Annotated in this window: 9 protein-coding genes; 3 read left to right on the top strand and 6 right to left on the bottom strand. The window is 70.8% G+C overall.

The annotated features are described in order from the left end of the window. Positions 1 to 47: 47 nt before the first annotated feature. The 3 genes from M2165_RS11860 to M2165_RS11850 are packed head-to-tail and all read right to left on the bottom strand — an operon-like array spanning position 48 to position 4,620. Complete coding sequence (locus M2165_RS11860) at positions 48 to 2,561, bottom strand: branched-chain amino acid ABC transporter ATP-binding protein/permease (protein ID WP_280814826.1); 2,514 nt, start codon at positions 2,559 to 2,561, stop codon at positions 48 to 50. 5 nt (positions 2,562 to 2,566) lie between these two features. Continuing rightward, positions 2,567 to 3,445: a branched-chain amino acid ABC transporter permease gene (locus M2165_RS11855; protein ID WP_280814825.1), complete on the bottom strand. Its 879-nt coding sequence runs from the start codon at positions 3,443 to 3,445 to the stop codon at positions 2,567 to 2,569. Beyond that, on the bottom strand, positions 3,442 to 4,620 hold the full coding sequence (locus M2165_RS11850) for an ABC transporter substrate-binding protein (protein ID WP_280817521.1): 1,179 nt from the start codon (positions 4,618 to 4,620) through the stop codon (positions 3,442 to 3,444). Before M2165_RS11850 ends, M2165_RS11855 begins: the two co-directional genes overlap by 4 nt. Positions 4,621 to 4,883: 263 nt before the next feature. Between M2165_RS11850 and M2165_RS11845 the strand changes: the two genes are divergently transcribed. The 3 genes from M2165_RS11845 to M2165_RS11835 are packed head-to-tail and all read left to right on the top strand — an operon-like array spanning position 4,884 to position 7,034. Next, positions 4,884 to 5,315 carry a nuclear transport factor 2 family protein gene (locus M2165_RS11845; protein WP_280814824.1) on the top strand — a complete coding sequence of 144 codons (432 nt, stop codon included), beginning with the start codon at positions 4,884 to 4,886 and terminating at the stop codon, positions 5,313 to 5,315. A gap of 10 nt (positions 5,316 to 5,325) precedes the next feature. After that, positions 5,326 to 6,249 carry a polysaccharide deacetylase family protein gene (locus M2165_RS11840; RefSeq protein ID WP_280814823.1) on the top strand — a complete coding sequence of 308 codons (924 nt, stop codon included), beginning with the start codon at positions 5,326 to 5,328 and terminating at the stop codon, positions 6,247 to 6,249. A gap of 41 nt (positions 6,250 to 6,290) precedes the next feature. Continuing rightward, positions 6,291 to 7,034, top strand: a complete 744-nt coding sequence (locus tag M2165_RS11835; RefSeq protein WP_280814822.1) for a GntR family transcriptional regulator — start codon at positions 6,291 to 6,293, stop codon at positions 7,032 to 7,034. Between the two features lie 219 nt (positions 7,035 to 7,253). Here M2165_RS11835 and M2165_RS11830 read toward each other — a convergent pair whose 3' ends face one another. The 3 genes from M2165_RS11830 to M2165_RS11820 form a co-directional block, all read right to left on the bottom strand. Continuing rightward, on the bottom strand, positions 7,254 to 9,125 hold the full coding sequence (locus tag M2165_RS11830) for a potassium transporter Kup (RefSeq protein ID WP_280814821.1): 1,872 nt from the start codon (positions 9,123 to 9,125) through the stop codon (positions 7,254 to 7,256). 174 nt (positions 9,126 to 9,299) lie between these two features. Further along, entirely contained in the window at positions 9,300 to 10,622 is a 1,323-nt protein-coding gene (gshA, locus tag M2165_RS11825; RefSeq protein ID WP_280814820.1) for a glutamate--cysteine ligase, read from the bottom strand. Positions 10,623 to 10,744: 122 nt separating this feature from the next. After that, positions 10,745 to 12,040 (bottom strand): glutamate-5-semialdehyde dehydrogenase, encoded by a 1,296-nt coding sequence (locus M2165_RS11820; RefSeq protein ID WP_280814819.1) that lies wholly within the window; start codon positions 12,038 to 12,040, stop codon positions 10,745 to 10,747. Positions 12,041 to 12,132: the final 92 nt, after the last annotated feature.

The raw sequence follows: 12,132 nt of genomic DNA, 5'->3' as shown, positions 1-12,132 counted from the left end.
GTGCCGGGAGGCCGCCGCCGGCGCTCCCGGGCTCCGCGCGCCGCAGCTCAGCCGCCCAGGTAGGCGCGCGCCAGCGCGCCGTCGGCCGCGATCTCGGCCGCGCCGCCCTCGGCCACGATGCGCCCGCCCTCGATCACGTAGGCACGGTCGCCGAGCGCCAGCGCGAGCGCGGCCATCTGGTCGACCAGCAGCACCGTCAGGCCTTCGGCGCGCAGCGCGGCCAGCGCCTCGAACAGCTCGGCGATGACCTTCGGCGCCAGCCCGAGCGAAGGCTCGTCGAGCAGCAGCACGCGCGGCTTCGACATCAGCCCGCGCGCGATCGCGAGCATCTGCTGCTCGCCGCCCGAGAGCAGGCCCGCGCGCTGGTGCAGCCTCTCGCGCAGCCGCGGGAAGCGGTCGAGCATCGCCTCGGTGCGCGCATCGATGTCGCGGCCGTCGAGGAAGGCGCCGAGCCGGATGTTGTCGCGCACGCTGAGTTCGGGGAACACCTGCCGCCCCTCGGGCACCAGCACCAGCCCGCGCGCCACGATGCGCTCGGCCGCGAGGCCCGCGAGCTCGGCGCCGTCGAGGTGGATGCCGCCCTGCACCGGCCGGTGCAGGCCTGCGAGCGCGCGCATCAGCGTGGACTTGCCGGCGCCGTTGGCGCCGAGCAGCGCCACCAGTTCGCCGCGCCGCACGCGCAGGTCGATGCCGTGCAGCACCGGCTCGGCGCCGTAGCCCGCGACCAGGCCGCCGACGCCGAGCAGCTCGGGCGCGTCGGCCGCGAGCGGCCTGCGCGCCGCGGCCGCGGGCAGGGCCTCGGCCGCCATGTCCTCTCCGAGGTAGGCCCTGCGCACGGCCGGATCGGCCTGGATCGCCGCCACGTCGCCCACCGCGAGCCGCCGGCCCGCATCGAGCACCACGATGTGATCCGAGATGCCCATCACGAGCTCCATGTCGTGCTCGACCAGCAGCACGCCGATGCCCGCGGCGGCGATGCGCCGCAGCAGCTGCGCGAGCCGCGCCTTGTCCTCGCGCGAGAGGCCGGCCGCGGGCTCGTCGAGCAGCAGCGCCTGCGGCGCGGTGGCGAGCGCGCGCGCGATCTCGACCAGCCGCCGGTCCACGTGGGGCAGGTCGGCCGCGGGCGTGTGCGCCGGCCCCGCATAGCCGCAGAAGGCGAGCAGCCGCCGCGCCTCGGCGCGCGCGCTGTCCGAGCGGAAGCGCCGCGCGCCGAGCAGCGGCCCGAGCCGGCCGCGGCCGAGCGCGAGCGCCACGTTGTCCTCCACGCTCAGGCTGCCGAAGAGCTGCGAGGTCTGGTAGGTGCGCGCCACGCCGGCGCGCGCGATGCGGAAGGCGCGCCGGCCCTGCAGCGCCGTTTCGCCGAGCCGGAAGCCGCCGCCCGTGGGCCGATAGAAGCCGCTCAGCATGTTCAGCACCGTGGTCTTGCCGGCGCCGTTGGGGCCGATCAGGCTGGTGATGCCGCCGGCCTGCGTGGCGAAGCCCAGGCCGTCCACGGCGCGCACGCCGCCGAACTGCATCGACAGGCCCTCGGTGCGGATCGGCGCGCCCGGCGCGCGCGGCGCCAGCGCGGCCTCGGCTTCGGCCACGGGCGGCCGGTCCGGCGGCGCCGCGGCGAAGCGCCGCGCCACTCGGCGCCAGAGCCCGGCCGCGCCCTCGGGCGCGACCCACAGCACGACGAGCAGCAGCAGGCCGAAGACCAGCAGCCGGTATTCCTCGAAGCGCGAGAGCAGCTCCGGCAGCAGCCCGACCACGAGCGCGCCCGCCAGCGGCCCTGCGACCGAGCCCGCGCCGCCGACCATCACCACCAGCACGAACAGGATCGACTGGCCGAAGCCGAAGGTGTGCGGCGTCACCATGCCCGACAGCGGCGCGAACAGGCCGCCCGCCGCGCCCGCGCAGAGCGCCGACAGCGCGAAGGCCACGGTCCTGATGCGCAGCGGGTCGAGGCCGATCGATTCGGCCGCGGTCTCGCTGTCGCGCACCGCGCGCATCGCCGCGCCCCAGCCGCCGCGCGACAGCAGCGCGAAGGCCGCGAGCGCCGCGCCGGCCGTGAGCACCGCGAGCATCGCCGCCGCGCGCTCGCCGCGCGCGAAGCCGCCGAGCGCCGGTCCGGCGATGCCCATGATGCCGTTCTGCCCGCCCGTGAGATCGCGCGCCTCGACGATCGCATGCTCGACGATGAAGCCGAAGGCGATGGTGATCATCGCGAGGTACGGTCCCTTCGCGCGCAGCGCCGGCAGCGCGAGCAGCGCGCCGGCCGCGCCCGCGATCAACGCGCCCGCGGGCCATGCGAGCCAGAAGCTCCAGCCGGCCTGGCCGGTGAGGATCGCCACCGCGTAGGCGCCGATGGCGTAGAAGCCGACGTGGCCGAAGGACATCTGCCCCGTGAGCCCGAGCAGCACGTTGAGGCCGATGCCCACGATCGCGAGCAGCGCGACGTTGGCGAGCACGAAGACGTAGTAGCCGTTGACGCTGGCCGCGAGCGCCACGCCCGCGCCCATCGCGGCCACGAGCGCGACCACTGCGGGCCAGCGCAGGCCGGGTGTGGTTCCGGGTTGCATGCCGCTCATACCTTCTTCACCGCCGCGCGGCCGAACAGCCCCTGCGGCCGCAGCGCGAGCACCGCGATCACGAGGCCGAAGCTCAGGATCTGCGTGTAGCCCGACCCCAGCGCGGCGGTGATCAGCGCCTCGGCCAGGCCGAACAGCAGGCCCGCACCCATCACGCCCCAGGCGCTCGTGATGCCGCCGAGGATCGCGACCGCGAAGGCCTTGAGCCCGAACAGCGTGCCCATGTCGGCCTGCACGTTGTAGAGCGGCGCGATCAGCACGCCGGCCACGCCCGCGAGCACCGCCGACAGCGCGAAGGCCGCGGCCACCGCGCGCCGGATCGGAATGCCCATGAGCCGCACGGCCGCCGGGTTCTGCACCACCGCGAGCATGGCCGTGCCCCAGCGCGTGCGGCGCGCCACCCCGTGCAGCGCCGCCGCGAGCGCGAGGCCCGCGAGCGGGATCAGCAACTGCAGCGGATACACGCCCAGGCCCACGCCGCCCACCTGCAGCGGCGTCACCGCGAGCGGCGACGGCAGGCTGCGCGGTTCCTTGCCGAAGGTGAACATCACGAGGTTGTCGACCACCATGCCGAGCGCGACCGTCGCCATCAGCCAGGCCTCGGAACCGCGGCTCGCGAAGGGCCGCACGGCCGCGAACTCGACCAGCAGGCCGTAGGCGCCGCACAGCGCGAGCGCGAGCAGCACCGCGAGCGGCACCGGCCAGCCCAGCGCCTGCGCGAACCAGAAGGTGAAGACCGCACCGAGCATCATCGCGCTGCCCTGCGCGAAGTTCACGGTGCCCGAGACGGCATAGGTGACGTGGAAGCCGAGGGCGATCAGCCCGTACATGCTCCCGAGCCCCAGCCCGCTGATCCAGGCCGACAGCAGCATCACTTGGCCGCGGCCATGCCCACGGGCAGGATGCGGTTGTCGATGAACTGCGCCCAGACGTAGTCGTTCGCCGTCACGGCGTCGTGCACGCCGGGCGAGAAGGGCTTGTCGTAGGTCTTGATCAGGCCCTCGTACCTGCCGATCCTGTAGAAGCCCTGGCGCACCGCGTCGCCGTCGGTCGAGCCCGCGGCCGCGATCGCGAGCGCGGCCAGCTGCATGCCGTCGTAGGCGTTGGCCACGCCGACCGCGGGCGTGATGTCGTCCGGGCCCTTGATCGCCGGGTACCTGGCCTTGAGCGCGGCGATCACCTTCTCGCCCACGGGCGACTGCCTGCCGAAGAAGCTGTAGGTCTGCACGAAGTGCACGTTGCGCGCCGACGGCCCGGCGAGTTCGGTGAAGCGCCCGCCCGCCGGTCCCCAGTGGGAGACGACCGGCACCTGCCAGCCCATGCGGTCGAGCGACTTGACCACCTGCGCCGACGGCCCGACGTTGCCCACCATGAACAGCGCGTCGGCGCCCGCGGCCTTCAGGCGCGTGAGCTGCGGCACCACGTCGACGTCGCTGGCCTCGAACTTCTCCACGCCCACGGCCTTGAGCCCCTTGGCCGCGAGCGCGGCATGCAGGCCCTTCTCGTTCGATTCGCCCCAGGGGTTGTTGACCAGGATCATCCCGAGCTTGCCCGCCTTGAAGGTCTTCTGCGCATGGTCGAGCATGGCCACGTTGACGATCTCGTCGACCGCCGAGACGCGGAACGCGAAGTTGGGGTTGGCGCCGTTCTTCGTGATCGGCGTGCCCGCGGCCCAGGGGCCCATGAACGGCGTCTTCTCCTGGTTGGCGATGGGCACGATCGCCATCGACACCGGCGTGTCGAGGCCGCCGAACAGCACCGCCACCTTCTCCTTGAAGATCAGCTCGCGCGCGGCCACCACGCCCTTGGCGGGATTGGCCTCGTCGTCGCGGCGCACGAGTTCGAGCTTGCGCCCGCCGAGCAGGCCGCCCTTGGCGTTGATCTCGTCGATCGCCACCGTGAGGCCGCGCGTGATCGCCTCGCCGGCCAGCGCCGACTGGCCCGAGAGCGCAGTCACGAGGCCGATCCTGATCGGCTCGGCGGCGATGGCCGTGCCGGCGGCGAGCCAGCTGGCGGCGGCAGCGGCCAGGCAGAGCGCACGGCGGCGCATGCGTGGAAGAAGAAGGGCGTTGCGGGGCATGGCGGACTCCTGGACAGGGAAGGACAACAACAGGTCGGCACCCGGGCGGTGCGTCGGTGATCCGCCGAAGCGGCTCGCCGGGCCTGGACGCAAGCGCCATGCCAGGTCGACAATTCTTCGCACGAATTGTCGACAATTCATAGATAGATGCGTGGACAATTCGGCACGGGAATTGCTGCAGCCCCGCATGTCCGCCGCCATGCACCGTCATGGCCCACACGATGGAGAACCACATGGAAACGCCCGCCACGACCGCCACGCCCGCGATCACCGACCCCGCCGCGGTGGTCGACGAATTCCTGCGCCTGGTGATGATTCCCGACCCGGCTTCGGCCTCGCGCTACACCGCGCCCGGCATTCGGATCCGCTTCACCGGCAACCGCCCGATGCAGGCGCCCGGCGACACCTCGGCCTTCAATGCGAAGCGCTATGCCTGGGTCAAGAAGAAGATCGAACGCACCGAAGTGGTGGCGGGCGGCACGCCCGAGGAGACGGTGGTCTACAGCCTGGGCACGCTCTACGGCGCCTGGCCCGACGGCACCGCCTTCGAAGGCAACCGCTACGTCGACCGCTACGTGGTGCGCCACGGCCTGATCGTGCAGATGGACGTGTGGAACGACAGCGCCGAATGGCTGCTCGTGCGCGCCGGCCTCGCGGTGCTGTGAGGCCGCAGGCATGACGGCGCGCTGGCCCGAACTGCTGCCCTCGCACGGCCGCTTCGACTACCGGCCGATCACGCGCCGGCCCGACCACGCCTGGCCCAACGGCGCGCGGCTCGCGGTCTACCTGGGCTTCAACATCGAGCACTTCGCCTTCGGCGACGGGCTCGGCGCCTGCATCGGCCCGGCCTCGCCGCAGCCCGACGTGCTGAACCACGGCTGGCGCGAGTACGGCAACCGCGTGGGCGCGTGGCGCTGCCTGGAACTGTTCGACGCGCTCGGGCTGCCCACGGGCGCGCTGGTCAACACCGCGCTCTACGACCACTGCCCGGAACTGGTGCAGGCGGTGGTGGCGCGCGGCGACGAGCTGATCGGCCACGGCCACAGCAACGCCGAGCGCCAGGGCGCGCTCGACGAGGCGCACGAGCGCGCGCTGCTGGTGCGCTGCCGCGAGCGCATGCTGCGCGAGAGCGGCCGGGCGCCGGCGGGCTGGCTCTCGCCGTGGATCTCGGAGAGCCCCGTCACGCCCGACCTGCTGGCCGAGACCGGCTACGGCTACACGCTCAACTGGTGCCACGACGACCAGCCGGTACGCATGCGCACGCGCGGCGGCACGCCGATCTGGTCGGTGCCCTATCCGCAGGAGCTCAACGACATCCCGATGATCGTGGGCCGGCTGATGGACGCGAAGGACTTCGCCGCGATGGTGGTCGACAACTTCGACGAGATGCGCGAGCAGTCGCGCGCGCAGCCGCTGGTGATGGGCCTCGCGCTGCATCCGTACATCGTGGGGCAGCCCTACCGGCTGCGGCACCTGCGCGGCGCGCTCGCGCACCTCGCGCGCGCGCGCGACCGCGGCGAGATCTGGTTCACCACGCCGGGCGCGATCGCCGCGCACATGCAGCAGCTCGCGGCCGAGCGGCCCGGCGCGTTCGACTGAAGCGCGCTCGATAATCGCCGCCTCGATCCGCTCGCTCCGCCATGGCCCGCTCCCGCACCTCGCCCCCCGCTTCCGCTCCGTCCCGACCCGCCGCCGAGAACGCCGCCGGCAGCGCGGACGAGGACATCGAGGCGCGCATCTACCGCTCGGTGTTCGAGGGCGTGACGCACCAGCGCCTCGCGCCCGGCACCAAGCTGCCCGAGGCCTCGCTGTGCGAGCTGTTCGGCGTGAGCCGCGCGCTCGTGCGCAAGGTGTTGCAGCGGCTCGCGCACGACCACATCGTGGAGCTGCGGCCGAACCGCGGCGCGATCGTCGCCATGCCCTCGCCCGAGGAGACGCGGCAGATCTTCGAGGCGAGGCGCGCGCTCGAGGCCGCGCTGGTGCGCATGGCGGTGCGCAACGCCACCCGCGCCGAGATCGCCGAACTGCGCCGGCACCTGAAGGCAGAGCATGCGGCGATGCACCGCTACACCCAGCCCGAGTGGGCGCGGCTCGCGAGTTCGTTCCACCTGCGCGTGGCGCGGCTCGCGCGCAACCCGATCCTCGAGCGCTACCTCACCGAGCTGATGTCGCGCTGCTCGCTGATCGTGGCGCTCTACGAGCCGCCCGGCAACGCCTCGTGCGAGCACGACGAGCATGCCGAACTGGTCGATGCGATCGCGCGCGGCGATGCCGACGAGGCCGTGCGGCTCATGGAGGAGCACCTGCTGGTGCTCGAGCGCAACATCGCGCTCGACCGGCCGGCTTCGCAGCGCAGCCTGGGGCAGATGCTGGGGCTGGGTTGAAAGCCCACAGCCGGACGCGAAGGACGCGAAGGTTTCGCGAAGGGCGCGAAAGAACAGCCAGGACAAATGGAGGGGGCCGCGCTTTGCCAGCGTAGCGCCCCGAAGCCGCTTCCGGGACGCTGCGGCCGCGCGACGACGATACCCTTCAGGTATTCCTTTCGCGTCCTTCGCGAAACCTTCGCGCCCTCTGCGTACGGCTGTCCGATCCCGATCCCTCCCTCAGATCTCGATCTTCGAGCCCAGCTCCACCACCGCATTGTTCGGCAGCCCCAGGAACGCCGCCGCGCCGCTCGCGTTGTGGTGCATCTGCGCGAACAGCTTCTCGCGCCAGGGCGCCATGCCGCTGCCGAGCGTGGGAATCACCACGTCGCGCGAGAGGAAGTAGCTGGTCGCCATCGGTTCGAGCTGGCAGCCGCGCAGGCGCGCGTTGTCGAGTGCGCGCGGCAGGTCGACGTCGTTCTTGAAGCCGTAGTGCACGATGACCTGCCAGCAGTGGTGGCCGAGCGCCTCGATCTCGATGCGCTTGTCCATCGGGATCCAGGGCACCTCGTGGTTGCGCACGGTGACGAACAGGTTCTGCTCGTGCAGCACCTTGTTGTGCTTGAGGTTGTGCAGCAGCGCGTTGGGCACCACGCCGGGCTCGGCCGTGAGGAACACCGCGGTGCCATCGACGCGCGCGGGCGGGCTCTCGAACACCGAGTCGAGGAACTCCTGCAGCGCGATCGCATCGGCGCGCTGCACCTCGCCCATGAGGCGGCGGCCTTCCTTCCAGGTGATCATCAGCATGAACACCGCGCCGCCGATCACCAGCGGGAACCAGCCGCCCTCGAAGAGCTTGAGCAGGTTCGAGGCGAAGAACAGGAAGTCGACCACGAAGAACACCGCGGTCGACGCGATGCACAGCGCGAGCGGCAGCTTCCACGCATAGCGGATCACGAAGAAGGTCAGCACCGTGGTGATCAGCATGTCGGTGGTCACGGCGATGCCGTAGGCCGCGGCCAGGCTGCTCGACGAGCGGAACATCACGACCGCGAGCACGATGGCCGCGAACAGGCCCCAGTTGACGATGGGGATGTAGATCTGCCCCGCGGTGCGCACGCTGGTGTGCTCGATGTTGAGGCGCGGCAGGTAGCCGAGCTGGATCACCTGGCGCGTGACGCTGAAGGCGCCGGTGATCAGCGCCTGCGAGGCGATCACGGTGGCAGACGTGGCCAGCAGCACCAGCGGGATCAGCGCCCACTCGGGCGCCATCATGAAGAAGGGGTTCTTCACCGCCTCGGGGTTCTCGAGCAGCAGCGCGCCCTGGCCGAAGTAGTTGAGCGTGAGCGCGGGCATCACCACCGTGAACCAGGCCACGCGGATCGGCCGCTTGCCGAAGTGGCCGAGGTCGGCGTAGAGCGCCTCGGCGCCGGTCACGCAGAGCACCGTGGCGCCCAGCAGGATGAAGCTGGTGCCGGGGTTGTCCCAGATGAACTTGAGCGCGAACCAGGGGCTGATCGCCTTGAGGATCTCGGGATGCTGGACGATCTGCGTCACGCCGAGCACCGCGATCGCGATGAACCAGGTCAGCGTGATCGGCCCGAAGAACCTGCCGATGCCGGCCGTGCCGCGCTTCTGCACCACGAACAGGCCGAACAGCACCACCAGCGTGATCGGCAGCACGTAGTGCTTGAAGTGCGGCGACACCACCTCGAGGCCCTCGACGGCGGACAGCACCGAGATGGCGGGCGTGATGACGCCGTCGCCGTAGAACAGCGAGGTGCCGAAGATGCCGACCAGCAGCAGCACGTTGCGCAGCCGCGGCTTGTCGGCGACCGCGCGCGAGGCCAGCGCGAGCATCGCGACCAGGCCGCCCTCGCCCTCGTTGTCGGCGCGCAGCACCAGCACCACGTACTTGATGGAGACGATGACGGTGAGCGTCCAGAAGAACATCGAAAGGATGCCGTAGACGTTCTCGACGGTGAAGGGCACATGGCCCTGGCCGAACACTTCCTTGACGGCATACAGCACGCTGGTGCCGATGTCGCCGTAGACGACACCGATGGCGCCGATGATCAGAGCGGCGGCGGAAGAGGCTTTGGGAGGAGACACGAAGTCGATGGAAAAAGGACGAACGGCGCGGATGTAACCGGAAGTCACACGCGCGGAGCTGCTGCCATGGCGGCTCTCCGGCCGCCGCAAGCATCCTCCCCGCCCTTTTGTTTCCTTTGCTGTGGGGTCGCTATTTTGCCGCCGACGGCCGCCCGCGCAAACCGGCGGGCGAAATCATTCGTAGATTTCGGCGTCGGGGTCGGTGGCTTCCATCTCGTAGCTGGCCGCGACCATGGCCAGCCGGCCCACCACGCCGTACATGTAGAAGCGGTTCGGCGCGCTCGCGCCGGGCTTCGCGCCGGGCTGCGGCAGGTGCGTGCTGTCGGAGAAGGCCAGCGGCACGAAGCTCGCGCCGGGCAGCTTGAGGTTCTCGTCGGGATTGCGCTCGGCATGCACGCGGTAGAAGCCGCCGACCACGTAGCGGTCCATCATGTAGACCACCGGCTCGGCCACGCCGTTGTGCACGCGCTCGTTGGTGAGCACGCCTTCCTGCACGATCAGCTCGCCGGGGCCGCGCAGCGCCCGCGCCGCCGCCCCTGCACGGGTGCTGGCCGCAGCCGCACGCGGCTTGCCGCTGCCGACGAGGCCCTCGACCTCCCGGGCATCGCGCACGGTGATCACGCCCGGGCCGTCGCCGCCCATGTGGCCCTTGACGACCACGAAGGGCTTCTCGTTGATGCCGTATTCCTTGTACTTGCGGCGCACCTTGGTGAGCACCGCGTCCACGTGGCTGGTGAGCACGTCGATGCCGCGGCCCTCGGCGAGGTCCACGCCCTCGGCGCGCGCATAGATCGGGTTGATCAGCCAGGGGTCGATGCCGAGCAGCTTGCCGAAGCGCTTCGACAGCTCCTCGTAGCTGTGCAGGTGGTTGCTCTTGCGCCGCACCGACCAGCCGGCATGCAGCGGCGGCAGCAGGTACTGCTCGTGCAGGTCCTCGAGGATGCCCGGCGTGCCCGCCGACAGCTCGTTGTTGAGCAGGATCGTGCAGGGATCGAAGTTCTTCAGGCCCAGGCGGCGCTTGGTGCGCACCACGGGCTCGAGGCACACGGTCTCGCCGTTGGGCAGTTCGATCTTCTTGGGCGACTTGATGGCCGGGTCGATCGAGCCGACGCGCACGTTGAGTCCCGCCATGTGGAAGATGCGCACCAGCTGCGCCACGTTGGCGAGGTAGAAGGTGTTGTTCTTCGCGTGGTTCTCGGGAACGACGAGCAGGTTGCGCGCCTCCGGACAGATCTTCTCGATCGCCGCCTGGGCCGCCTGCACCGCGAGCGGCAGCATTTCCTTGGTGAGGTTGTTCCAGCCGCCCGGGAACAGGTTGGTGTCGACCGGCGCGAGCTTGAAGCCGGCGTTGCGGATGTCCACCGCGCTGTAGAACGGCGGCGTGTGCTCCATCCATTCGAGGCGGAACCAGCGCTCGATGGCGGGGGTCGAGTCGAGCACCCGCTGTTCCAGTTCGTTGATCGGGCCGGTCAGGGCGGTGACGAGATGCGGAACCATGCGGGCGGCCTTGTTGGTTTTGTACTGGAGAGGTGGAGCAGAATTGTAGGATTTGGGGGTGGCCGCCCCGATGACAAGAGCCGGAAAAGGCGCGGCGGCCGAGAGCAGCCCCGGCCGGCGCGTCAGCTTCTGATCTCGCCCTGCCCGAGCACCACGTACTTGAGCGAGGTCAGCCCCTCGATGCCCACGGGGCCGCGCGCATGGAACTTGTCGGTGCTGATGCCGATCTCGGCGCCTAGCCCGAACTCGAACCCGTCCGCGAAGCGTGTGCTCGCATTGACCATGACGCTCGCCGAGTCGACCTCGCGCAGGAAGCGCTGCGCATGCACGTGGTCGCGCGTGACGATCGCGTCGGTGTGGTGGCTGGAGTAGCGGTTGATGTGCGCGATGGCCTCGTCCACGCCCTCGACCACCTTGATGCTGATGACCGCCGCGAGGTATTCCTCGGACCAGTCGGACTCGACCGCGTCGACGATCTTCGCGCCGGCCGCCGCGAGCGCCTCGTCGGCGCGCAGGATGCGGGCGGCCGCCGGGTCGCAGCGCATCTCCACGCCCTTGGCTGCGAAGATGGCGCCGATGCGCGGCAGGAAGTCCTCGGCCACCGCGGCCGAGACCAGCAGGCCTTCGGCGGCGTTGCAGGGGCTGTACTTCTGGGTCTTGGCGTTGTCGACGATGCGCAGCGCCATCTCGAACTCGGCCGTGTCGTCCACGTAGACATGGCAGTTGCCGTCGAGGTGCTTGATGACCGGCACCTTGGCCTCGCGGCTGATGCGCTCGATCAGGCCCTTGCCGCCGCGCGGGATGATCACGTCCACGTACTCGGGCATGGCGATCAGCTGGCCGACGGCTTCGCGGTCGGTGGTCTGCACCAGCTGCACCGCATCCACCGGCAGGCCGGCCTCGGCGAGCGCCTCGGCCACCAGCAGCGCCAGCGCCTTGTTCGACTCGATGGCTTCCGAGCCGCCGCGCAGGATGGCCGCGTTGCCGCTCTTGATCGCGAGGCTGGCGGCCTCGATGGTCACGTTGGGCCGGCTCTCGTAGATCATGCCGAAGACGCCGATCGGCACCCGCATCTGGCCCACGCGGATGCCGCTGGGCTGCTGCTTCATGCCGATGATCTCGCCGATCACGTCGGCCATGCCGGCCAGCTGCTCGCAGCCGAGCGCCACCGTCTCGACGACCTTGGGCGTGAGCTTGAGCCGGTCGACCATGGGCGCCGGCAAACCGGCCGCGGTGGCACGCTCGAGGTCCTGCCGGTTGGCCGCTGCCAGCGCCGGGCCGGCCTCGCGCAGGCGCTTGGCCAGGGCCTTCAATGCTCTGTTTTTTGTAGCTGCATCCGCACGCGCCATGAGGAAGGCGGCGGTCTTGGCCTGCAGCCCGAGGGTCTGCATGTGTTCGCTGACGTTGAACGCGTTCATAGCCGTCCATTTTCCCACGCGACGCCGGCAGGCGGTGCGGCAGGCCTATTGCGGGGTACGCCGGGGCACGGGCGCGGACAGCCGAACGCAGA

This window comes from Variovorax sp. TBS-050B (genome assembly GCF_029893635.1).
Classification (GTDB): domain Bacteria; phylum Pseudomonadota; class Gammaproteobacteria; order Burkholderiales; family Burkholderiaceae_C; genus Variovorax.
The sequence above is the reverse complement of the archived record's forward strand: the minus strand, read 5'-3'. Positions and strand labels throughout refer to the sequence as shown.

Coding starts and splice junctions, on each gene's coding strand:
- M2165_RS11860 (WP_280814826.1), bottom strand. CDS start 2,561: ATGCAACCCGGAACCACACCCGGCCTGCGCTGGCCCGCAGTGGTCGCG.
- M2165_RS11850 (WP_280817521.1), bottom strand. CDS start 4,620: ATGCGCCGCCGTGCGCTCTGCCTGGCCGCTGCCGCCGCCAGCTGGCTC.
- M2165_RS11845 (WP_280814824.1), top strand. CDS start 4,884: ATGGAAACGCCCGCCACGACCGCCACGCCCGCGATCACCGACCCCGCC.
- M2165_RS11840 (WP_280814823.1), top strand. CDS start 5,326: ATGACGGCGCGCTGGCCCGAACTGCTGCCCTCGCACGGCCGCTTCGAC.
- M2165_RS11835 (WP_280814822.1), top strand. CDS start 6,291: ATGGCCCGCTCCCGCACCTCGCCCCCCGCTTCCGCTCCGTCCCGACCC.
- gshA (WP_280814820.1), bottom strand. CDS start 10,622: ATGGTTCCGCATCTCGTCACCGCCCTGACCGGCCCGATCAACGAACTG.
- M2165_RS11820 (WP_280814819.1), bottom strand. CDS start 12,040: ATGAACGCGTTCAACGTCAGCGAACACATGCAGACCCTCGGGCTGCAG.